Origin of the sequence: Dyella psychrodurans, from assembly GCF_003363265.1 — a bacterium.
Lineage (GTDB): Bacteria > Pseudomonadota > Gammaproteobacteria > Xanthomonadales > Rhodanobacteraceae > Dyella_B > Dyella_B psychrodurans.
In genome coordinates this window covers 239,757-260,386 of the sequence record NZ_QRBF01000007.1, presented here as the reverse complement: position 1 = coordinate 260,386, position 20,630 = coordinate 239,757, and the positions used below count along the sequence as shown (strand labels likewise).

Genomic DNA, 20,630 nt, shown 5'->3' with positions numbered 1-20,630 from the left:
GGTTTCAGCGCATCTTGCCCAGGATGCCTTCCAGCTCGTCGTTGCTGTGGTAGTGGATGACCAGCTTGCCGCGGCCGCCGCGGCCATGGGCCACTTCCACCTTGGTGGCAAAGCGCTCGGCCAGCTCGCGCTCCAGGGCGTCGATATTCGGGTCGCGCGCCGGCGCGCTCTTGGCCTTGCCCTTGGGCGCGGTCTGCGCCTTGCGGGCGGCGTCCTCGAGTTCGCGCACGCTCCAGCTGTGGCGCGCGGCCTCCAGCGCCAGGGATTCGGCCTGGTATTCGGGCAAGGTGAGCAGGCAGCGGGCGTGGCCCATTTCCAGTTTGCTGTCGTCGAGCAGGCGCTTGATGGAGGCCGGCAGGTCGATCAGGCGAAGCATGTTGGAGACGGCCGCGCGCGAGCGGCCCACGGCGTCGGCGGCCTGCTGGTGCGTGAGGTCGAAGTCGTCGATCAGGCGCTTGATGGCGTCGGCTTCTTCCAGCGGCGTGAGGTCCTGGCGCTGGATGTTTTCGATCAGCGCCATCGCCGGCACGGCGACTTCCGGCACGTCTTTCACCAGTGCGGGAATCTCGCTGAGCTGCGCGCGTTGCGCGGCGCGCCAGCGACGTTCGCCGGCGATCAGCTCGTAGCTGTTCTTGCCGATGGCGCGAACGACCACCGGTTGGATCAAACCTTGCGCGCGGATCGAGGCGGCCAGTTCGTCCAGCGCTTCATCGTTCCAGTGGCGGCGCGGCTGGTATTTGCCGGGCTGGATGTGCTGGATCGGCAGCGTGCGCAGCTCGCCTTCCTGTTCGACCACCGACGGCGTGCCGGTGTCTCCGCCGCCGAGCAGGGCATCGAGCCCGCGTCCCAATCCACGCTTCTTAGCAGCCGACATGCTTACTCCTGATCAATATGTGCCGAGGCTTCCATCGATGCCTCGGGCGTGTCGCCGTGCATCGCGTGCAAGGCGGCCACGGCGGCCTGCGAGCCGCGCTCGCGGCGAATGATTTCGCCGGCGAGTCCGATGTAGGCGATGGCGCCGCGCGAGCTGCGGTCGTAGAGATGGATGGGCTGACCGTGGCTGGGTGCTTCGGCCAGGCGCACGTTGCGCGGAATGATCGAGCGCAGCACCTTGTCGCCGAAATGCTGCGTGAGCTGCGCGGACACTTCGTTGCCGAGGTTGTTGCGCACGTCGTACATGGTGCGCAGCAGGCCTTCGATTTCCAGCTGCGGATTCAAATGCTGGCGCACCGCTTTCACCGTGTCGAGCAAACTGGAAAGGCCTTCCAGCGCGAAGTATTCGCACTGCACGGGAATCAGCAGGCTGGTGGCGGCGGTGAGTGCGTTGACGGTGAGCAGATGCAGCGTGGGCGGACAGTCGACCAGGATGGTGTCGTACTTGTCGGCGACTTTCGCCAGCTGTTCCTTCAATCGATTTTCGCGCGCGAGCGCATCCATCAACTTCAGTTCCGCGGCGGTGAGATCGCCGTTGCCGGGCAGCAGGTCGTAGTGCGCTTCGGTGCTGACGATGGCCTCGCCGATGGGCGCTTCGCCGAGCAGCACTTCGCAGCCGCTGGGCGATGCCTCGTGTTTGTTCACGCCCGATGCCATGGTCGCGTTGCCCTGCGGATCGAGATCGACCAGCAGCACTTTGCGCTTCGCCGCAGCGAGCGCCGCGGCGAGATTGACAGCAGTAGTGGTTTTGCCGACGCCACCTTTCTGGTTGGCGACAGCGATGATACGGGCCATGTCTCGTCCGGTACCGTGCGTGTTCGAAAGGACGGCTAGATTAGCAGCCCGCCCGGCCGAGCACGATGAGATGACGCTCCGCCGCCCCCAATCCGGGCACGGTCAGGGCGTGAATCGAGCGGACCTGGAATGCGGACGGGACGCCGGGCAGTTCATCGTCGGGCGTTTTACCCTTCATCGCCAGCCAGATGCCCTGGGGCGCCAGCAGGTGCCCGCCCCACGTGAGCATGTCGGCCAGGCTGGCGAAGGCGCGCGCGGTGACGCAGTCGAACTGGCCTTCCACGTCTTCCACGCGCGATTGCACGGCCTGCACGCCTTCCAGCTTCAGCGAGCGGATCGCCTCGCGCAGGAAGCGCACCTTTTTGCCGTTGGAATCGACCAGCAGCACGCGCCGCCCGGGTGCGGCGATGGCCAGCGGAATGCCGGGGAGACCGGGACCGGTGCCGAGGTCGGCCAGCGTGTCGCCTTGCACATACGGCAGCACGGCGAGCGAATCGAGCAGATGGCGTATCACCATCTCGTCCGGATCGCGGATGGCGGTGAGGTTGTACGCCGCGTTCCAGCGCCCCAGCAACGCGAGGTAATCGAGCAGGCGGCCCACCGCATCGGAAGGCAGCTGCAGACCGAGCGCATCGATGCCCTGTTCGAGCTTGGTTTGCAGGGCGGCGCGGGCAGTCATTGGCATTCCATGGAGGCGGTGGTCGGTCAGTATCCGGATCGATTGCGTCGGGCGCCAGCGCCGGAAAAAAGAAGACCCGCCGTAGCGGGTCGATACTTTCAGGATTCCCCTGTGCCGGTGCTTCTTTTAGGGCGACCTGGCCAGTTTCCTGTGAATCAAGCGGCTTCCAGCTCCACGCGCGTCACCATCACGCCGCGTTCGCGCAGATGCTTGTTGAGGTTGCACTTCAGACGTGCGGCCACTTCACGGCGCTCGTCACGGGCGGCATCTGTATCGGCGTGCAGGGCGCTTATCACGCCATCGCGGATCAGCTGGTCGGCCTGCTCGATCACGGCATCGGCGCGCTCGGGTTCGAGCACCTGCCAGTACACCGTGCCCAGCAGCGGCTGCGTGACGGCCGAGGACGCATCGAAGCGCAGCATGCGGCCACCCAGATCGATGCGATGCCCGACGCGATCCAGCAGCGGCAGCACGACATGGGTGCCGGGCTGCAGCAGGCGTACCGGCTTTCCGTGGCGATACACGCTGTGAACCTGTCCTGCCGGCACACGCTTCACCGCAGCCGCCACCAGGGCGAGTACTGCAAGGAGGAAAGTGGTCGTCAGGAGGGTCATGTTCTTTTAAAACAGCTAGTTAGGTTGGCTTTCTGAAATTTTCACGAGGCTTTATTCTACAGGCCCATGAAGGCCCATGGATTAATCCTAATTTAACGGCAGAACCAGCGGTTTCGCAACGATTAAGCACTAACGATTTGCTGACAAATTCGAAGCATCGTCCGTGCCAGCCGGTACCCCAAAACACATCGCCCCGCCGGTATTTCTATCGGCAGGGCGAGGGGTTAGCTGAAGTGCGAGGTCGGGAAACGGCTTAGAACTTGCCGGCGCGGAAATCGGCGATGGCTTCGTGGATCTGCTCCGGGGTGTTCATCACGAACGGTCCATAGCGCGTGACCGGCTCATGTAGTGGCTGACCGGCCACCAGAAGCACACGGGCTGGGGTCTCGCGACCCGTGACGCGCACGCTGGTGCCCTTGGAGAGGACGGCCAATTCGCTGCGCAGAAGCTTCTCGCCGGCGACTTGGGCATCGCTTCCATCGAACACGTAAGCGAAAGCGTGGTGGCCTTCGGGCAAGGGAATTTCCAGGCCCGCGCCGGGTTCGACGGCAATATCGAGGTAGACGGGCGCGGTCACGATGCCCGAAACCGGACCCGTAGCGTCACCCAGCGTGCCGGCAATGACCTTGACGGTCACCCCGTTGGCCGGATGGACCACCGGAATGCGATCGGGAGCGATGTCCTGGTAGCGCGGCTCGGTCATCTTGTCCTTGGCCGGCAGGTTCACCCACAGCTGGAAGCCCCACATCAGGCCGTTTTCCTGCTGCGGCATTTCCGAATGCAGGATGCCGCGGCCAGCGGTCATCCATTGCACGCTGCCGGGCGCGAGATCGCCACGGTTGCCCTTGTTGTCGCCATGCTGCATGTGGCCGGCGAGCATGTAGGTCACCGTTTCGAAGCCGCGATGCGGGTGTTCCGGAAAACCGGCGATGTAGTCGCCTGCCTGGTCGGAACGGAATTCGTCCAGCAGCAGGAAGGGATCGACCATGTCCAGACCCGGCTGGCCGATGATGCGCTTGAGCTTGACGCCCGCGCCGTCGGAGGTGTCGGTGCCGCGAATGCGGCGAAGGATGCTGCGCTCGGTCATGGCTTGGCTCCAGTGAAAGAGAACTGGCGCCCATGATGGTTGCGCGACGCGTATCGCCCAAGTAGGGCGATACGAACGGACTGTTTCCCGGTTTGCTAATGCACCCAATGCCCGCTGCGCTGGCGCGGCGGCGGCGGCTGTTCGTTCTTCGTCTCGCTCTCATGATTGAGCGCGTCGAGTTCGGCCTCCGTGGCCGGATGCTGGAACCAGTAGTGGTTCACCGCCGAGAGCACGGCGGGCAGCTGCGCGAGGCAATCGTCGTACTCGTCTTCGCTGAGCTTTTCGAATTCCGCTTCGGCGCTGAGGATGCCTTCGTCGACGGCGAGAGCCATCACGGGGCCCAGCATTTCCATCAGCGGCGGATCGTCGGCAAGGCGCTTTTCCCACAGCACTGCGCGCAGATCGATACCGCGGCTGAAACCTTCGCACCAGCCCGCCGCCGACAGCGCGGGGCCGGCTTCGGTATCCACTTCGCCGAGGATCGGCTCGTAGGCGTCGACGTCGAGTTCGGCGCTGATGGAATCGTTGAGTTTGGCCAGCAGCGCCAGCACGCGGTTGCCTTCGTTTTCGTCGGCGAAGGGTTCGTGCAGCACTTCGGGCAGCCATTCGTCGGGCAGCACGCGCATGGGCCCTACCGCGATGGCGGAGAGCAGGCCGTGCACGCCGTCGAGCAGCAAATGTCCTTCCTGGGCGTGCGCGCGCAGGTAGGCGTCCAGCTCGTCCAGCTCGCTGTCGTTGAGCGAACTGGGCCAATCGGTCTTGGTATTGCTTGTCGTCATCAGATATCCAGGTCCACGGTGACCGGGGTGTGGTCGGAGGGTCGCTCCCAGCGGCGCGGTTCGCGGTCGATGGCAGCGGCCTTTACCGACGATTTCAGGGCATCGCCCAGCAGGATCAAGTCGATGCGCAACCCCATGTTGCGCCGGAACGCACCTTGCCGGTAGTCCCACCAACTGTAATGGCCGCCATCCTGTTCAAACATCCGAAAGCTATCGTTTAGGCCCAGTTCCGTGATGTCCTTCAAAGCCGCCCGCTCGGGTGGCGAACACAGGACTTCCTCGCCCCAGCTGTCCGGGTCGTAGACGTCGCGGCTGTCCGGCGCGATGTTGAAGTCGCCCAGCACTACGAGCCTGGGATGGCGCTTGATTTCCTGTTCCAGGAACGCGCGCACCCGCTCCAGCCAATGCAGCTTGTATTCGTACTTTTCGTCGCCCACGGCCTTGCCGTTGACCACGTAGAGATCGACCACGCGCACGCCGCCGACGGTGGCGGCCAGGATGCGCCGCTGCGGATCGTCCAGGCCGGGGATATCGGTCACGACATCGTCGAACTTCAGCTCGCCGTTGTTGCGCGCCAGGATCGCCACGCCGTTGTAGGTCTTCTGCCCGGAGTACACCGCGTGGTAACCGGCCGCGGTCAGTTCATCGACGGGGAATTTCGCGTCTTCGAGCTTGGTTTCCTGCAGCGCCACCACGTCCGGTTGTGCGTCGGCCAGCCATTGCGTGAGGTGCGGGATGCGCACTTTCAGCGAATTCACATTCCATGAGGCGATTTTCATGGGCGGATTGTAAGGGATGCAGGTTACCGGTTCCCGATAACGAGACCCTCCCGCAGGTCATGCTTGACTTTGGAGCTAGTGTATTGTTGTATTAATACACATGGATGCCTCACTACTCACCATTCAACCGAACGCGCCCGAGCCGATCTATCGGCAGATCGTCGAGCAGCTGCGCCGGCTGATCGCCAGCGGGCAGCTGCTGGCCGGGGAACTGCTGCCGTCGGTGCGCGACGTGGCGGGTTTCCATGCGATCAACCCGATGACCGTCTCGCGCGCCTACGGCATGGCCGAAGCCGAGGGCCTGCTCGAACGCATGCGCGGCAAGGGGATGGTGGTGGCGGCGACGCGCAAGCCGATCCAGAGCGAAAGCCAGCGCCTGGCACTGCTCGAAGCGCAACTGCAGGAACTCGCGCGCCACGTCAACGAACTGGAACTGCCCGCCGACCCCGTCTTGCGCCGGCTGGCCAAACTGCTGGGGGATTGAATGAACGCCGTACTTCAGGAAGTCACCAACACCCTCGATGCGCCGCTGGTCGCGCGGCAGCTCGTGCACGGCTACGAAGGCCAAAACGTGCTTGACGGGGTGGATCTCGGACTCACGCCCGGCAGCGTGCTCGGCTTGATCGGCCGCAACGGTGCAGGCAAGTCCACGCTGATCCGCGCCATGCTCGGCCTGCTCGAGCCGCTGTCCGGTTCCGCCTTCGTGTTCGGCGAGCCTGCGCTGAAGCTCAGCGACAGTGCAAAGTCGCGCATCGCTTACGTGCCGCAGCAGCCGGAAGCTCTGGCGTGGCTGACGGCAGCGCAAATGCTCGATTTCGTGGGGCGTTTCTATCCGCGCTGGGATGCGCCCTTTGCGAAAACGATGCTGGAACGCTGGAAGATTCAACCCAACAAGCTGCTGGCCAAACTGTCGCCGGGCGAACGCCAGCGCGTGGATCTGATTCGCGCGCTTGCATCGCAACCGCAATTGCTGGTGCTGGTGCTGGACGAACCGGCGGCTGCGCTCGATCCCGTCGCGCGTCGCGAACTGTTGCGCGAGCTGGCGCTGCGCGCCGGCGAGTCGGGGACGACGGTGTTGTTTTCGACGCACATCGTGTCGGATCTGGAACGCGTCGCGTCGGAAGTCGCGTTTCTGCACAACGGCAAACTGCTGCTGCGTTGTGGTGTGGACGACACCAAGGAGCGCTACGGTCGCTTGTGGATCCCCGCGAAGATGACGGCTGCGGCGCCTGCGCAAAGCCTCAGCAAGCGCCGCAATGAAGACGGCAGCCTCAGCCTGATTGTCGAGCGCGATGCGCAAGGCCACTGGCCGGAAGCGGCCACGCTTCCCGGTGCGCGCATTGATGCGCTTGGCCTGGAAGATCTGTTCGTGGAGATCGCCGAATGAACGCGATGCCGATGCTGCTGATGCCTTGGCGCACCACGGTGCCGGGGATGCGCCGAATCATGCTTGGCATTCTGGCGGCGTTGCTCGCCGGGGCGGTGTACATAGCAGTGCACTGGCATACGCCGAATGCATCGCTGGGAGCTGCCGTAACGATCGGCTACGGAGAGTTCTTCGTTGGCATGCTGTTGTTGTCGCCGTTTCTTCTGATGGCTATCGATGCGCGGCAAATGCGCGTGCCGCGGATGCAGCGCTCCATCATGGCTGGATTGGTTTTCTACGGCGCCGTGCTTGTAGCCGCACCGTCCACCGTTCTTGGTGTGGTGGGCGTCAATGTGGCGACGGTCGTGGCTGTCGCGACATTGGGGTTGATGCTTGGGCTCAGCCTGGGCCTGCTGCCGCGCTATTTCGCCGTCGTCATGGGGTTGTCGCCGCTGTTGATCAGCCTGCTGAGGCAGTATGTTGCTCTCCCGGACTTGAGCGTCCCGGGGCTGGAGATCATTTGGGCCATCGTCGCGTTCTTGATCGTCATCTGCCGTGTTTGCTGGTGGCATCACGTGCGCGCCGCGGATCCCTATCGAGGAAGCTTCGCCAAACCGATGGTGCTGTACACGCGCGGCACCACCCAGGTCGGTTGGAGTGGCTGGAGCAACTGGGGTCGTTCCTACGACGTCGCGCGGCAGATCCGATCGCAACCGCAGTGGATGCAGCCTGTCGCCGAGTTGCGCAAGAGCGGGCCAACCTATCCGCGGCACAGTCTGCGCATTGCGCTCGGCGGATGGTTATTGCCCAAGACGTGGGGAAGCATTTGCCGGCAATGGTTCGTCGTGCTCGTGCCGTTGGCTGCAGTGATCATGCTGCTGAAGATCGCCTATGGATATCGTGTCCTGCGCGTTTTCATCGCACTGGAGCATTCGCTGACGTTGGGTGCCTGGGTGTGGCTGGGCGGATTCGGCGGTGCAGGCTTGAGTCTGGTTGTCGTGCTGCTGCTGCATCAGCGCTGGAGCAAGACGAATGCGGAGCTGCCGCTGCTCGCGCTTTTGCCGGGATTGGGTCGGGGTTCCGTCCTCATCCGGCATCTGTTGGGTGCGAGTCTGGGACGCGTACTTGGCATCCAGTTCGTCCTCACCGTGGTGCTGGTGCTGACGGCATTCGCGAAACATGTGGACAGCGCAAGTCTTTGCATTCTGCTGCTCGGCCAGGTTGCCGGCAGCGGCTTCGTAGCGGCGTTCGCGCTGGCGTATGTCGGCGGGCGTTCGCTACCGATAGGGAGCGTGGCTGCGGTCGCGGCGGCCTGCTTTACCCTGATCGGATTCGACAATGTCTGCATGCCGTTTTTCAGCGCCGCGCCGGTCGTCGGCATGCTTCCACGCATCATGCTCATGGCTGCGTGGGTCGTTCTGATCGGCGCTCTGGCTTGGATCGGTCAGCGTGGCTGGCGCGGCTTGCAGCGGCGCCCGCACCCGTTTCTGCCGAATTGAGCGCGCTCGCGGGGTAAGGTGCCGTCCTGCACATGGGCAGCGCGGGCATCAGCTGCTAGCGTAGGGATTTCCCCGGTAATTTGCGGAAATCACTGCCATGCTCAAACCCGCCCGCCTGTTGCTGCCGTTGCTGGCAGCCCTTGTTTCCCCACTTGCCGTCGCCGATACGCACCGCGCGACTGATCCGCGCATCGATGCCCTGCTTACCCAGCTCGGCAAAGTCCGCGACATCGGCGAGGTAGCGCTTTCGCCGGATGGCCATCAGCTCGCGTGGGTGGTCGAGACCAACGGCAAGCCCGGCATCGTGCTGGCCGACGCCAACGGTCAGCAGGCGCACAGCGTCGGGCTGGCCAGCAAGCCGGGCGCATGCAGCGAGAACGGCCTGGCCTGGGCACCGGATTCGCGACATCTGGCGTTTTTCTCCAATTGCGCCAGTTCGCGCACGGGGATGGGCGGCAGCAAGCAGCCGGACATCTATGTGCTCGACACGCAATCGCAAGACAAACCCGTGCACCTGTCGAGCCTCAATGGCTACGCGCATGCCCTGAGCTGGTCGGCCGACGGCAAGACGCTGGCGTTCCTTTACGTGGAAGGCGCAACGCGACGCGCCAGTGCATTGGCGGCCGCGAAACCGCAGACGGGCGAGATCGGCGTGGAAGGTATCGAGGTGCAGCGTGTCGCCACGCTGCCCGCGCAAGGCGGCACCCCGCAAGAGGTCACGCCCGCGGACAGCTACGTTTACGAATTCAGCTGGGCGCCGGACAGCCAGCGCGTCGCTTACGTCGCCGCGCCGGCTCCGGGTGATAACAACTGGTGGATTGCGCAGCTGTATGTGCAGGCAGTGCAACCGGGTGCGACGCGTACCGCACTTGTCGATCCACACACCGTGAGCGGCCCATTGCATGGCTTGCAGATCGCGTTGCCACGCTGGTCGCCGGATGGTTCGCGCATCGCCTTCATCGGTGGCCTGATGAGCGACCAGGGTTCCACCGGCGGCGATATCTACAGCGTTTCGGCCAGTGGTGGCGCGCCCGTGAATCTCACGCCCGGCATCCATGTCACGCCGTCGTGGCTGAGCTGGAGTTCGCCGCAATCGATGCTGGTGATGCAGGTCGACAACGGCAAGGCAGAGCTGGCCGAATACGCCGTACACGCCGACAGCGCGCAGCAGCAGCGCGTGTTGTTCGTCGCGCCGGGTTTCGTCAGCGACGGTACCGCGTTGTTGGCGCTCTCGTTCTCCGCCGATCACAAGCAGGTCGCCTTTGATCAGTCGTCTTTCGACGTGGCGCCGGAAGTTTATGCCGGAGCCGTCGACAACCAGATGCCGAAGGCCGTCACCGCGATCAACGCCGATCAGAAACCGAGCTGGGGCAAGGCTCGTTCGGTAGAGTGGAACAACGAAGGTTTCCATGTGCAGGGTTGGCTGCTTTATCCGGCCAACTACGACCCGAGCAAGCACTATCCGATGATCGTCAATGTACATGGCGGTCCGTCGGCAGCAGACATTCCGCATTGGCCGTCGGTAGGTTACGGCGCAGCGCCGTTTTCCACGCTCGGCTATTTCGTCTTCATGACCAACCCGCGCGGCAGCTTCGGCGAAGGCGAGGCGTTCGTGCAGGCCAACCGCAAGGATTTCGGTTACGGCGATCTGCGCGACACGCTTGCGGGCGTGGATGCGGTGGAGAAGATGGTGCCGGTCGACGATCATCGCCTCGGCCTGACCGGCTGGAGCTATGGTGGTTTCATGAGCATGTTCGCGCCGACACAGACGCAACGCTTCCGTGCCGTGGTCGCCGGTGCAGGCATCGCCAACTGGCAGAGCTATTACGGACAGAACCTGATCGACCAGTGGATGATTCCGTTCTTCGGCGCATCCGTGTATGACGATCCCGCCGTGTATGCCAAGAGTTCGGCGATCAACTTCATCAAGCATGTCAAAACACCCACGCTGATCGTCGTCGGCGAACGCGATGCGGAATGTCCTGCACCGCAGTCTTTTGAATACTGGCATGCCTTGCGTGCGCTGAATGTGCCGACGTCGCTCGTGGTGTATCCGAACGAAGGACATCACTTCTACAACCCGGCGAACCAGCGCGATGTTCTGCAGCGTGCGTTGAACTGGTTCGAGAGGTATCTGCCGCCTAGCGAATAGTGCGTGTCCTTGCCTCGTCGTCATTCCGGCCAAGGCCGGAATGACGACTGATGTTTCCGCACCAGGCGATGATGGAAAGCTAAAACAGCTCACCTTGTGGCGATAACTTGCGCGGCGGCACGAAGCGCGAGGTATCCAGCACCAGTTCGCGTGCGCGGCCGAGATGATATCGCCGGCACGCAATCTCGAAACGACGGCGGAGCAGCTCCGCGAAGACACCCTGCCCACGCATGCGCGTAGCGAAGTTGCTGTCGTAATCGCGCCCCTTGTTCATCTGCTGCACGAGGCTCATGACGTGATCAGCGCGTTGTGGTGCATGCAGCGTGAGCCATTCGCGAAACAGCGCTTTCAATTCGAACGGTAGACGCAGCACGGTATATCCGGCGCAAGAAGCGCCTGCCTCCGCGGCCTGTTCGATCACTGCTTCCATGTCGCGATCATTCAGCGCGGGAATGATCGGCGCCACCAGCACGCCCACCGGCACGCCCGCTTCAGCCAAGGTGCGGATCGTCTTTACGCGCCGGTGCGGCGCGCTGGCCCGTGGTTCGAGTTTCGCTGCCAGATGGTTGTCCAGCGAATTCACGGATACGAAGACCTGCACCAGCCGGTCGCGCGCCATCGGCGCAAGAATGTCCAGATCGCGTTCTACCAGTGCGTTCTTGGTAACGATGGTGCAAGGGTGATGGCATTCGGCAAGCACCTCCAGCGCGGCACGCGTCAGGCGCCATCGCTTTTCGATCGGCTGATAAGGATCGGTGTTGCTGCCGATGTTGATCGGACTGACCACGTAGCTCGGTTTTGCCAGGTCCGCGCGCAATACTTCGGCGAAGTTGCTCTTGGCGCGCAACTTCGTTTCGAAATCCAGACCCGGCGAAAGATTGAGATAGCTATGCGTCGGCCTGGCGAAGCAATAGATGCAGCCATGTTCGCAGCCACGATATGGATTCATCGCCTGGCTGAAATAGATATCGGGCGAGTCGTTATGCGTGATGACGCTGCGTGCGCATTCCTCGGTGACTTCCGTGCGCGGACGCGGCGCGTCTTCATCCAACACGGCCTGCTGCCAGCCGTCGTCTTCGGCGTGATGCCGGATGGTCTCGAAGCGCCCTTCGGGATTGGCCGCGGCGCCGCGGCCTTTGATTGCGTTGGTCTGCTCAGCCATCGGGCCATCATGCGCGCCGGCGATCTCAACCGGTGCGACACTCACGGTTGTGCGGCATCGCGCAGTTGTTGGTCGAGCCAGGTTGCCATGGCAGGCAATGGATAGTTTTTTTCGAGCTGCCGCCGCATTTCGTCAAAGACGGGCGGCGAAATGGTCCAGCCGAGCGGAAGCGGATAGTTCCCCGGGCACAGACGCATATGCCAAAGCACATCGCCGGCATCGGTAGTGCCCGCATCGATATGGAGCGACGAAAGCAATTCGGCACGGGCGAATTCGCCGCGAGCTTCTCTCGTATCCAGCAATGCCACCGCCGGTGCCGTCACGTCGCCGTAGCTTGCGCGTTCGGTGGGACGCGGCACGCGAGGGCATGCGGCCGAGTACAGTGGTAGTGGCCGATTCGGATCGTGCTCATCGACGAAATCGTGCAGGCTCGGATCGTTGCTGATATGTAGCACGATGAAGCGCAGCGGCTGGTTCTGCTGTGCTGCGATCGTACGCAGGCGTTGCATGATCTCACGCAATGTTGTCGTACCGGAGTTTTCGAAATAGCCTCCGTCGACGAGTTGTAATGTGGGCAGTGGCGGTGAAGGGGCGTTGGACGAGGTGGCCGTCTGCAGTGTGCCGGCTGGGCTCAGGTAGGTGAATCGTGCACTGTTGAGGATCGTCTCGCTGAGTGGCGCGCGGGGATCGAGCCAACGCGAACCGTCGTAGGCCGTGGTCCACGGACTGCTCGTAAACGGCCGGAACGGGTCCTGCACGAAGCGCCATCCCTGGCCCACGGTGGTGCTGTTGAAGAACAGTGCCGGCACGTCGATGTTCACGCTGCCATCCGGATGTTCATACAAGCTTGCAAAGGGTTGCGACCATGAAGTGATCGCCTCTGCCTGTGCCGCTTGTTCCCATGCACGCGTCAGTGCGCGTCCGCGGTCGTCGAACAGGGCGCCGGGCAGCCAGCGTTGCGTGAAGTCGACAAACCACGCATTGGCCATCACCGGGGCGAGGAAATCATGGTTCAGGATGTTTTTGCTGCGTACTTGCGCGGATAGGCCCGTGCGCGGCTCGACCTGCAGGCTCGTCACATAAGTTGCCAGCCCAAGGCTTCCGCCGGAAACGCCACTTCCCGCAAACAGATAACGCTCGAACAGCGGCTCACTGCCGTTCGGCGGCGACGACTGATCGATCATCGCTGTGAATTGGCTCAACACCATCGCGGTCCACGCTGCGCTGCGCAGGCCGCCTCCCTCGGTCGATACCACAATGACGGGGCAGGCGCGTTGCGGTACGCAACGGCTATCCAGCCATGCGCGCGCATAGGCGTCGAAATCCGGGCGATGGTCCGGCGACGATGCGGCGGGGCGTTGGTGCGTGCTCATCGACGGATATTGGCGTACGCGATGGTTGTCGTTCAGATGCAGTGCGTGGAGCGCCGCGGCCGTCAGCATCAGGAGACTGATCAGCGGCAAACCGCGGCGGTCGGCGAGCATGCACAGAAATCCGCCGCTCATGCAGAAGAAGCTACTTGTGATCAGCAGCACCGCCAGCGAACCCATGCCGTCGAACTGACGTGGCTGGACCACCACGAGCCCCGTGATCAGCACGTTGAGGATCAGGACCGCAATGAAGATACTCAATGGCACCGTGCCGAGTACGGTGATGGACTGCGCTCGTGGCTCGACGGCTGCGGTTCTTGGATAGCCGGCGGCAACCAGACGCGCCTTCACGACCCATTGATGCCCGATGAACAGCACGATCATCACGACGGCTTCGATAAGAAGGCCCGCGGCGCGCAGGTCGCGGCGGTGGCACTGTTCGATGGTGCTGCAGGTGGCTTGGGGAGTGTCGCGCAGCGCCAGCGCATAGCCCAATAGCAGCAGCATGGGCACGGCGGCGCCCAGCACTTTCGGAATCCATCGGCGCAGCGGCGCGGCGCGTGGATCCTGCAGCGCCGGCCAGCGTGGGTAGGTCAGTCGATAGGCGTTGTAGGCGGTATACCAGACCGCCATACCCGTCATCGCGGCGGTAGCCAGCAGAGAAACGTAGCGGGTGCCGCTGGGATCCGCCCACATCGCAATCAGGAAGAGCTCCGTGGCCTGGTCGACGTTGCTGATCACCACGGTGGCGAACGCCAGCACCAGCAGCGACACGCGGATCGGTTTGGCATGATCCAGCACGATGGCGAGCCATTCGACGCCCTTGAGGACGCCGGCCCACAACCGCCGCCAGAAGGATGTGGACGAAATCTGATCAGCCATCGATCTGCTTCTCCGGCGCCGCTTGGTCGCTCTTTATATTAAGGGCAGCACGGCATCGGGCCGGTGCAAGACATCGCATTTCCGCGCGCAGCGCGAGGGTATGATGTCCCGAGCGCGCGTTGGAGAGAGGGGCTCGTCATGCGTTGGTTATGGCTGATTGCAACCTTGCTGTCATGGGGACTGTGCTTCACACGCCATGGCGCCGGTGCGATGATGGTGTGGTTGCTGCTTGGCATCATCGGCGCGATCGCCACGACCCTGGCCTTCGCGCAGGCACGCATCGAAGCAAACGCGCAGCCCGACTTGCGGGTCGAGCTGATGCGTCATTCACACGATTCCAACAAGCCTCCCCAGGCATGATGCTGCACTGCAACTTTGGCGGTTTAGCCACCTAAACGCTACACTCGAACGTTGATGGCCGACGCCAGCAACGCAGATGTCGCGCGGTTTCCACTGAGTGCGCTCCCGGCGAACCGGTGAGCAGGAGGCAAACATGTCCAAGATCTATCCGGTTGATCCCGCGTTCGCCGCCAAGGCACGTCTGCGCAAAGACGATTACGAACGGCTCTACGCCGAGTCCGTGAAAGATCCCGAGGGTTTTTGGGGGCGCATCGGCGAACGACTCGAGTGGATCAAGAAGCCCACTCGCATCCGCGACGTTTCCTTCGATCCGAAGGACCTGCACATCCGCTGGTACGACGATGGCCAGCTCAACGTGTCGGCCAACTGTCTGGATCGCCACCTGGCCACGCGCGGCGACAAGACGGCCATCATCTTCGAGGGCGATGATCCGAACGAGTCGCGGCGCATCAGTTATCGTGAACTGCACGCGGAAGTTTGCAAGTTCGCCAACACGCTCAAGCATCTGGGTGTGAGCAAGGGTGATCGCGTGGCGATCTACATGCCCATGGTGCCTGAGGCAGCCGTCGCCATGCTGGCGTGCGCGCGCATCGGTGCGGTTCATTCGGTGGTGTTCGGCGGATTTTCACCGGATTCGTTGGCGGGCCGCATCGCCGATTCCGCCGCCAAGCTGGTGGTGACCGCCGACGAGGGCGTGCGTGGCGGCAAGAAGATTCCGCTGAAGACGAATGTGGACGCGGCGCTTGAGCGTCCCGGCACGAACAGCGTGGAGACGGTGGTGGTCGTGCGTCGCACCGGCTCGGCGGTGCCGATGCAATCGCCGCGCGATCGTTATTACCACGCGCTGATGGAAGGGCAATCGGCCGATTGTCCGCCGGAGCCGCTGGAGGCCGAGCATCCGCTGTTCATTCTCTACACCTCCGGCTCGACCGGCAAGCCGAAAGGTGTCTTGCATACATCCGGCGGTTATCTCGTCTACGCCAGCCTTACGCACGAAATGGTGTTCGATCTGCGTGAGGACGATGTGTACTGGTGCACGGCCGATGTGGGCTGGGTGACCGGTCACAGCTATGTGGTCTACGGGCCGCTCGCCAATGGCGCAACGACCGTAATGTTCGACGGCGTGCCCAACTACCCGGATTTCAGCCGGTTCTGGCAGGTCGTGGACAAGCACAAGGTGAGCTTGTTCTACACCGCGCCGACCGCGATTCGCGCACTGATGCGCGAAGGCGAGGCCCCGGTGAAGAAGTGTTCGCGCGCCAGCCTTCGCCTGTTGGGTTCGGTGGGCGAACCGATCAATCCGGAAGCCTGGGAGTGGTATCACCGCGTGGTGGGCGACGAACGTTGCCCGATCGTGGACACATGGTGGCAAACGGAGACCGGCGGCATTCTCATCACGCCGCTCGCGGGCGCCATCGCCACCAAACCGGGCTCGGCCACGTTGCCGTTCTTCGGCATCAAACCCGCGGTGGTCGACGCCGGCGGCGCGGTGCTCGACGGCCCAGCCGAAGGCAATTTGCTGATCGCCGATTCCTGGCCCGGCCAGATGCGCACGGTTTACGGCGATCATCAGCGTTTCATCGACACGTATTTCAAGGCGTATCCGGGCAACTACTTCACGGGCGACGGCGTTCGTCGCGATGAGGACGGTTATTACTGGATCACGGGTCGCGTGGATGACGTCATCAACGTCTCGGGCCATCGCATCGGCACCGCCGAAGTGGAAAGCGCACTCGTCTCGCATCCCAAGGTGGCCGAGGCGGCGGTGGTGGGTTGCCCGCACGAGATCAAGGGCCAGGGCATTTATGCGTACGTCACGCTCGTCGTCGGCGAACAGGGCAGCGACGATTTGCGCAAGGAGCTGGTCGCGTGGGTGCGCAAGGAGATCGGCCCGATCGCCACGCCCGATTACATCCAGTGGGCGCCGGGTCTTCCGAAGACGCGCTCGGGCAAGATCATGCGCCGCATTCTGCGCAAGATCGGCGAGAACCAGCCAGATCAGCTTGGCGACATTTCAACGCTCGCCGATCCGGGCGTGGTGAAGAACCTGGTCGAAGAACGTCTGATCCGCTGATATCGGACATCACCATCGGAACGCCGCTGCGCTTGTAACCGGCAGTGGCATTCCGGCAGCATCTAGGAATGCGAACCACCCTCGGCCACGACATCGCGAGTATTGCCGCAGGCTTGGGCAACGAGAGTATCCATGTATGGCAACTCGCGTATCGTCGCGCGCTGTTGCGTGAACCCTTGCGTGCGTTGCTAGGTGTTTATCTGGGTCTGCCGGTGGATGCCGTCGCTTTCGTCGATGACGAGCATGGGCGACCTGAACTTGTATCGCCCTGGAACCAGCTTTTGCAATTCAACTGGTCACATAGCGTGGATAGGGCGTTGATCGCCGTCGCGCGCGACGTCAGGCCGGGCATCGACATCGAACGCATTCGGCCGCGGCCTCGTGCCATGGCACTGGCCGAGCGCTTTTTTCATGGCAGCGAAACCGCAGCATTGTCCATGCTGGAAGAGAAACGGCGCGAACATGCCTTTCTGGAACTTTGGACCGGCAAAGAGGCGGTGCTGAAGGCTTTAGGTCGTGGCCTGGCCTTCGGTCTCGATCGTCTGCACGTGAACGCGACACCTCCTGGTGAGCTGCTCTGGCTGGATGGCGACGACGCATCGCAGTGGCAATTGCATCGCCTCGATGTCGGTGCGGATTATGCCGCCGGCGTGGCCTGGCGCGGTCCGCCGCGCGCCATTCAACTGTGGACACTTGCCGACGACTCTTGAACGGCGCACTGTGTGCGACCCACGAGCTATTTTCCTGCCGATCCATGACCCTGCTTAGCGTCAATCTCAACAAGATCGCAGTACTGCGCAATTCGCGCGGCGGGCACGAGCCGGATATCTCGCGTGCGGCGGTGACCTGCATCGAAGCCGGTTGTGGCGGCATCACCGTTCATCCACGCCCCGACCTGCGGCATGTACGGCCCAGCGATGTCCGCACACTGGCTGCGCTGTTGCGGGGACGCGTGGAATACAACATCGAGGGCAACCCGTTCGCTGCGCCACGTGGAGAGTATCCAGGCCTGATTGCCCTGGCGCGCGAAGTGCGACCGACCCAAGTCACGCTGGTGCCCGATAGCGACGGGCAGATTACTTCCGATCATGGATTTGATTTGGCCAACGATGCGGAAGGCCTTCGTCCGTTAGTAGCGGAATTGCGCGATTTAGGATGCCGTGTGAGTCTGTTTGTCGATCCCGGCGCCACTGGTTTCGAGCACGCCATCGCGATCGGCGTTCAGCGTGTCGAAATCTATACCGGCCCCTATGCCGAGGCTTTTGCGGAAGGTGATGCGGGTGAACAACTCGCCTTGTGCGTCGACACCGCACGCCGTGCGCAGCAGGCTGGATTGGCCGTCAACGCCGGGCACGATCTCAGCCAGGCCAATCTTGGGACGTTTCGTGTCGCCATTCCCGGTTTGGCAGAAGTGTCGATCGGACATGCGTTGATCGGTGAGGCGCTTTACGAAGGACTCGCCACCACGGTGCGCAACTATCTGCAGATATTGCGCTAAATCGCTTCACTTGTTTGGACGGCTATACAGATAAACGCATCGACCGAGTAGAAACAAAAACCCCCGCTTACGCGGGGGTTTTTGCGGGTAACGCCACGTGGCGACTGAATTGCTCCGGTTCAATCGCCGCCGTTATTACTGACCATTACTATCGGTGAAGCCGATCTTGTTCAGGCCGTAGCTCTTCGCATCGGCCAGCACGCGGGCGACCACCTGGTAAGACACTTCGTCGGCCGCATCGATCTGCACTTCCGGCTGATCGGCGTCAGCCTTGGTTGCAATGACCGCGATCTGCGTTTTCAGCTGGGCTTCGTCCACCGGGGTATCGTTCCAGTAGAACGCACCCGACTGGTCGATCTTCAAGTGCACCGGCTCCGGCGGATTCGATGGTGGAATCACGTTCGGATTCGGCTGCGGCAGGTCGATCTTGATCTTGTGGGTCATGATCGGTGCCGTGATCATGAAGATGATCAGCAGCACCAACATCACGTCGACGAGCGGCGTGACGTTGATGTCGGCCATCGGGCCCTTGCCACTTCCAGTACTAAATGCCATGGCTCGTCACTCCTTGCCGGTCGTCATGAAACCGACGTGGACCATGCCCGAGTCCTTGGCTTCACCAAGCACCTTGCGGACCGTCCTGAATTCGGTGTCCTTGGCGGCGCGAATCTGCAGCTCGGGCTGCGGAGTCAGTGCTGCATAGACCAAGAATTTAGACTTCAGCTCGGCATCGGTGATCGGCTGCTGGCTGTCGTTGAGGTACATGCTGCCATCGTCCTTGATGGCCAGATCAATCGGCTCAGCCTTCGGCGCTTCATCGGCAGTCTTGGGGTTTGCCGTCGGCAGCTTCACCGTAATCCGGTGCGACATCAGGGGTGCCGTGATCATGAAGATGATCAGCAGCACCAACATCACGTCGACGAGCGGCGTGACGTTGATTTCCGACATCGGCGAGCCGGATTCGTTTCCGGAACTCATCGCCATGGGTCAATCCCTCACTTCTGAGACGGAGCAGAGCCTTCGACGCGTGCACCGGTAGCGAAGAAGTCGTGCAGGTCATGCGCGAATTCGTCGAAGCGAGCATAGGTCAGGCGGTTCGAACGAGTGAAGAAGTTGTAGGCAAGCACGGCCGGGATAGCGGTGAACAGACCGAACGCGGTCATGATCAGAGCTTCACCCACCGGACCGGCCACTGCTTCCATCGACGCGTTACCGGATGCGGCGATGCGGATCAGGGCGTGATAGATGCCCCATACCGTACCGAGCAGACCGATGAACGGTGCGGACGAACCGACCGTCGCGAGCAGTGTCATACCGCCTTCGAGGCGCAGGCTTTCGCGAGCGACGGCCTGGCGCAGAGCGCGGTCGATGAATTCCGAACGGCTCAGCGATTCGGCAAGGCGACCACCGCCGGCGGAAGCCTGCTGGTGGTGAGCCACAGCCGAAGCCGCATCGAGAGCGATCTTCGAGAAGGGTTCGCCCTTGGGCTGGGCTTCCAGCTCACGGATGGCGTCTTGCGTCGAGTTATTCGACCAGAAGCCATTGATCACGCCGTCGGCGCGGCCGCGGACCATCGAGTTGCGAATCGCGTTGGCGATGATGAAGTACCACGAGGTGAACGACATCACCACGAGCACCACGAACACGATCCAACCCAGGAAGTCGAAGTTGGTGAGCAGGTCGTGGAAACCCATTTGTTGCATCGCCATTGCATTGGCGTTGCCACCCAGAGCCGGAGCGGCATTGGACGGAGCAGGAGTCTGTTGGAACATAAACGCTACCCTTGGAAGTCAAGCGTGAACTGTAACTGTAATTGGTATTACAGCTGATTGAGATTGAAGTTGACGGGAACGCGTACGTAACCTTCAACCGGTTTACCGTTTTTCATTTCAGCATTGAAGCGCCACTTCTGTGCCGTTTCAATTGCCGCACGATCAAGCTCGCGGAAGCCGCTGGACTGTTCGACCTTGATGTCCTTCGGCGTGCCATCGACACCCACCAAAATCAGCAGCGTCACCGTACCCTCATGCCGTTGGCGGATCGCCTGCGGCGGATACTTCGGCGTAATGCGGCTGTTGTAGCTGATGTCCTGGCTGGCCGTGATGTCTGCCGGCGGCGCCGGTGGAGCTGGCGGTGCTGGCGGCGGCGAAGCCACGGCATTGGTGGATTGTTCTTCCACAGCCGGCGGCGGTGCCGGAGGCGGCGGCGTCGGCGGCGGGATCACCTGCTTGATGATCTTCGGCGGCGGCTGCTTCGGCGGTTCCGGCGGCGGCGGCGGAGGTGGAGGTGGCGGCGGCGGTGGTTCGATGAAGTTCACCTGCACGATCTTCTCTTTCTGAACTTCCGCCGTTTTCGGGGGCGCCATCGGCGCGATCAGTATCAGGAAAGCAAACGCGTGCAGCGCGATGGCAACTGCCAGCGCCCATGTCCGCCCCCAACTGAACGGCTTTACGCCGGTTTCTTCGTTACTTGAGGCCATCTGTCGCTTTCAATCAGGAGCTAGTCAATTCGGAATGTCGTGGTCGCAGCACACAGCGGCAAAGCCGTTCCCAGAAGGGTGACATTTGCCACTGGACAATGCGGGAAAAGTCCAACGGTACA

General features: G+C 62.5%; 21 protein-coding genes. 8 read left to right on the top strand and 13 right to left on the bottom strand.

Going from position 1 to position 20,630, the window contains the following annotated elements:
* Nucleotides 1-4: 4 nt before the first annotated feature.
* From DWU99_RS17810 to xth, 7 genes are all read right to left on the bottom strand, one after another.
* A complete protein-coding gene (locus DWU99_RS17810; RefSeq protein ID WP_199535851.1) occupies nucleotides 5-874 on the bottom strand; it encodes a ParB/RepB/Spo0J family partition protein in 870 nt (289 codons plus the stop codon).
* Nucleotides 875-876: 2 nt separating this feature from the next.
* Nucleotides 877-1,728, bottom strand: a complete 852-nt coding sequence (locus tag DWU99_RS17805; RefSeq protein WP_115479419.1) for a ParA family protein — start codon at nucleotides 1,726-1,728, stop codon at nucleotides 877-879.
* A 40-nt stretch (nucleotides 1,729-1,768) separates the two neighbouring features.
* Nucleotides 1,769-2,407: a 16S rRNA (guanine(527)-N(7))-methyltransferase RsmG gene (rsmG, locus tag DWU99_RS17800; RefSeq protein WP_115479418.1), complete on the bottom strand. Its 639-nt coding sequence runs from the start codon at nucleotides 2,405-2,407 to the stop codon at nucleotides 1,769-1,771.
* A gap of 155 nt (nucleotides 2,408-2,562) precedes the next feature.
* Entirely contained in the window at nucleotides 2,563-3,021 is a 459-nt protein-coding gene (locus DWU99_RS17795; RefSeq protein WP_115479417.1) for an SPFH domain-containing protein, read from the bottom strand.
* 253 nt (nucleotides 3,022-3,274) lie between these two features.
* Complete coding sequence (locus DWU99_RS17790) at nucleotides 3,275-4,108, bottom strand: pirin family protein (protein WP_115479416.1); 834 nt, start codon at nucleotides 4,106-4,108, stop codon at nucleotides 3,275-3,277.
* A 95-nt stretch (nucleotides 4,109-4,203) separates the two neighbouring features.
* Nucleotides 4,204-4,887: a YecA/YgfB family protein gene (locus tag DWU99_RS17785; RefSeq protein ID WP_115479415.1), complete on the bottom strand. Its 684-nt coding sequence runs from the start codon at nucleotides 4,885-4,887 to the stop codon at nucleotides 4,204-4,206.
* Nucleotides 4,887-5,666: an exodeoxyribonuclease III gene (xth, locus tag DWU99_RS17780; protein ID WP_115479414.1), complete on the bottom strand. Its 780-nt coding sequence runs from the start codon at nucleotides 5,664-5,666 to the stop codon at nucleotides 4,887-4,889. The genes DWU99_RS17785 and xth overlap by 1 nt, the downstream gene beginning before the upstream one ends.
* Before the next feature lie 100 nt (nucleotides 5,667-5,766).
* Here xth and DWU99_RS17775 point away from each other — a divergent pair, with 100 nt between their 5' ends.
* The 4 genes from DWU99_RS17775 (at nucleotide 5,767) to DWU99_RS17760 (ending at nucleotide 10,683) form a co-directional block, all read left to right on the top strand.
* On the top strand, nucleotides 5,767-6,150 hold the full coding sequence (locus DWU99_RS17775) for a GntR family transcriptional regulator (protein WP_115479413.1): 384 nt from the start codon (nucleotides 5,767-5,769) through the stop codon (nucleotides 6,148-6,150).
* Nucleotides 6,151-7,053, top strand: coding sequence for an ABC transporter ATP-binding protein (locus tag DWU99_RS17770; RefSeq protein WP_115479412.1), 903 nt, complete (start codon nucleotides 6,151-6,153; stop codon nucleotides 7,051-7,053).
* The gene (locus tag DWU99_RS17765) at nucleotides 7,050-8,531 is read left to right on the top strand and encodes a hypothetical protein (protein WP_115479411.1); all 1,482 of its coding nucleotides are present in this window, start codon (nucleotides 7,050-7,052) and stop codon (nucleotides 8,529-8,531) included. Before DWU99_RS17770 ends, DWU99_RS17765 begins: the two co-directional genes overlap by 4 nt.
* Before the next feature lie 97 nt (nucleotides 8,532-8,628).
* Entirely contained in the window at nucleotides 8,629-10,683 is a 2,055-nt protein-coding gene (locus DWU99_RS17760) for a S9 family peptidase (protein ID WP_115479410.1), read from the top strand.
* 79 nt (nucleotides 10,684-10,762) lie between these two features.
* On the opposite strand, the gene DWU99_RS17755 is transcribed toward DWU99_RS17760, so the two are convergent.
* On the bottom strand, nucleotides 10,763-11,845 hold the full coding sequence (locus tag DWU99_RS17755) for a PA0069 family radical SAM protein (protein ID WP_115479409.1): 1,083 nt from the start codon (nucleotides 11,843-11,845) through the stop codon (nucleotides 10,763-10,765).
* Nucleotides 11,846-11,886: 41 nt separating this feature from the next.
* Complete coding sequence (locus tag DWU99_RS17750) at nucleotides 11,887-14,097, bottom strand: hypothetical protein (protein ID WP_115479408.1); 2,211 nt, start codon at nucleotides 14,095-14,097, stop codon at nucleotides 11,887-11,889.
* Nucleotides 14,098-14,235: 138 nt separating this feature from the next.
* Between DWU99_RS17750 and DWU99_RS17745 the strand changes: the two genes are divergently transcribed.
* The 4 genes from DWU99_RS17745 to DWU99_RS17730 all read left to right on the top strand — a co-directional run bounded on the left by DWU99_RS17745 (nucleotide 14,236) and on the right by DWU99_RS17730 (nucleotide 18,029).
* Nucleotides 14,236-14,457 (top strand): hypothetical protein, encoded by a 222-nt coding sequence (locus tag DWU99_RS17745; RefSeq protein WP_115479407.1) that lies wholly within the window; start codon nucleotides 14,236-14,238, stop codon nucleotides 14,455-14,457.
* Between the two features lie 133 nt (nucleotides 14,458-14,590).
* The gene (gene acs / locus DWU99_RS17740) at nucleotides 14,591-16,531 is read left to right on the top strand and encodes an acetate--CoA ligase (RefSeq protein ID WP_115479406.1); all 1,941 of its coding nucleotides are present in this window, start codon (nucleotides 14,591-14,593) and stop codon (nucleotides 16,529-16,531) included.
* Nucleotides 16,532-16,599: 68 nt separating this feature from the next.
* Nucleotides 16,600-17,241 (top strand): 4'-phosphopantetheinyl transferase family protein, encoded by a 642-nt coding sequence (locus tag DWU99_RS17735; protein ID WP_115479405.1) that lies wholly within the window; start codon nucleotides 16,600-16,602, stop codon nucleotides 17,239-17,241.
* A 44-nt stretch (nucleotides 17,242-17,285) separates the two neighbouring features.
* A complete protein-coding gene (locus DWU99_RS17730; protein ID WP_115479404.1) occupies nucleotides 17,286-18,029 on the top strand; it encodes a pyridoxine 5'-phosphate synthase in 744 nt (247 codons plus the stop codon).
* A 135-nt stretch (nucleotides 18,030-18,164) separates the two neighbouring features.
* Here the strand turns inward: DWU99_RS17730 and DWU99_RS17725 are convergent, their stop codons facing one another.
* From DWU99_RS17725 to DWU99_RS17710, 4 genes are read right to left on the bottom strand one after another with little or no spacing between them, the layout of a single operon-like run.
* Nucleotides 18,165-18,584 (bottom strand): ExbD/TolR family protein, encoded by a 420-nt coding sequence (locus DWU99_RS17725; protein ID WP_115479403.1) that lies wholly within the window; start codon nucleotides 18,582-18,584, stop codon nucleotides 18,165-18,167.
* A 6-nt stretch (nucleotides 18,585-18,590) separates the two neighbouring features.
* Nucleotides 18,591-19,013 (bottom strand): ExbD/TolR family protein, encoded by a 423-nt coding sequence (locus DWU99_RS17720; RefSeq protein ID WP_115479402.1) that lies wholly within the window; start codon nucleotides 19,011-19,013, stop codon nucleotides 18,591-18,593.
* A gap of 11 nt (nucleotides 19,014-19,024) precedes the next feature.
* Nucleotides 19,025-19,801: a MotA/TolQ/ExbB proton channel family protein gene (locus DWU99_RS17715; RefSeq protein WP_199535850.1), complete on the bottom strand. Its 777-nt coding sequence runs from the start codon at nucleotides 19,799-19,801 to the stop codon at nucleotides 19,025-19,027.
* 47 nt (nucleotides 19,802-19,848) lie between these two features.
* Nucleotides 19,849-20,508, bottom strand: coding sequence for an energy transducer TonB (locus DWU99_RS17710; RefSeq protein WP_115479401.1), 660 nt, complete (start codon nucleotides 20,506-20,508; stop codon nucleotides 19,849-19,851).
* Nucleotides 20,509-20,630: the final 122 nt, after the last annotated feature.

Bases quoted from the DNA above. Each gene is read 5' to 3' on its own strand.
- DWU99_RS17810 (WP_199535851.1), bottom strand. From the start codon at position 874: ATGTCGGCTGCTAAGAAGCGTGGATTGGGACGCGGGCTCGATGCCCTG.
- DWU99_RS17805 (WP_115479419.1), bottom strand. From the start codon at position 1,728: ATGGCCCGTATCATCGCTGTCGCCAACCAGAAAGGTGGCGTCGGCAAA.
- rsmG (WP_115479418.1), bottom strand. From the start codon at position 2,407: ATGACTGCCCGCGCCGCCCTGCAAACCAAGCTCGAACAGGGCATCGAT.
- DWU99_RS17795 (WP_115479417.1), bottom strand. From the start codon at position 3,021: ATGACCCTCCTGACGACCACTTTCCTCCTTGCAGTACTCGCCCTGGTG.
- DWU99_RS17790 (WP_115479416.1), bottom strand. From the start codon at position 4,108: ATGACCGAGCGCAGCATCCTTCGCCGCATTCGCGGCACCGACACCTCC.
- DWU99_RS17785 (WP_115479415.1), bottom strand. From the start codon at position 4,887: ATGACGACAAGCAATACCAAGACCGATTGGCCCAGTTCGCTCAACGAC.
- xth (WP_115479414.1), bottom strand. From the start codon at position 5,666: ATGAAAATCGCCTCATGGAATGTGAATTCGCTGAAAGTGCGCATCCCG.
- DWU99_RS17775 (WP_115479413.1), top strand. From the start codon at position 5,767: ATGGATGCCTCACTACTCACCATTCAACCGAACGCGCCCGAGCCGATC.
- DWU99_RS17770 (WP_115479412.1), top strand. From the start codon at position 6,151: ATGAACGCCGTACTTCAGGAAGTCACCAACACCCTCGATGCGCCGCTG.
- DWU99_RS17765 (WP_115479411.1), top strand. From the start codon at position 7,050: ATGAACGCGATGCCGATGCTGCTGATGCCTTGGCGCACCACGGTGCCG.
- DWU99_RS17760 (WP_115479410.1), top strand. From the start codon at position 8,629: ATGCTCAAACCCGCCCGCCTGTTGCTGCCGTTGCTGGCAGCCCTTGTT.
- DWU99_RS17755 (WP_115479409.1), bottom strand. From the start codon at position 11,845: ATGGCTGAGCAGACCAACGCAATCAAAGGCCGCGGCGCCGCGGCCAAT.
- DWU99_RS17750 (WP_115479408.1), bottom strand. From the start codon at position 14,097: ATGGCTGATCAGATTTCGTCCACATCCTTCTGGCGGCGGTTGTGGGCC.
- DWU99_RS17745 (WP_115479407.1), top strand. From the start codon at position 14,236: ATGCGTTGGTTATGGCTGATTGCAACCTTGCTGTCATGGGGACTGTGC.
- acs (WP_115479406.1), top strand. From the start codon at position 14,591: ATGTCCAAGATCTATCCGGTTGATCCCGCGTTCGCCGCCAAGGCACGT.
- DWU99_RS17735 (WP_115479405.1), top strand. From the start codon at position 16,600: ATGCGAACCACCCTCGGCCACGACATCGCGAGTATTGCCGCAGGCTTG.
- DWU99_RS17730 (WP_115479404.1), top strand. From the start codon at position 17,286: ATGACCCTGCTTAGCGTCAATCTCAACAAGATCGCAGTACTGCGCAAT.
- DWU99_RS17725 (WP_115479403.1), bottom strand. From the start codon at position 18,584: ATGGCATTTAGTACTGGAAGTGGCAAGGGCCCGATGGCCGACATCAAC.
- DWU99_RS17720 (WP_115479402.1), bottom strand. From the start codon at position 19,013: ATGGCGATGAGTTCCGGAAACGAATCCGGCTCGCCGATGTCGGAAATC.
- DWU99_RS17715 (WP_199535850.1), bottom strand. From the start codon at position 19,801: ATGTTCCAACAGACTCCTGCTCCGTCCAATGCCGCTCCGGCTCTGGGT.
- DWU99_RS17710 (WP_115479401.1), bottom strand. From the start codon at position 20,508: ATGGCCTCAAGTAACGAAGAAACCGGCGTAAAGCCGTTCAGTTGGGGG.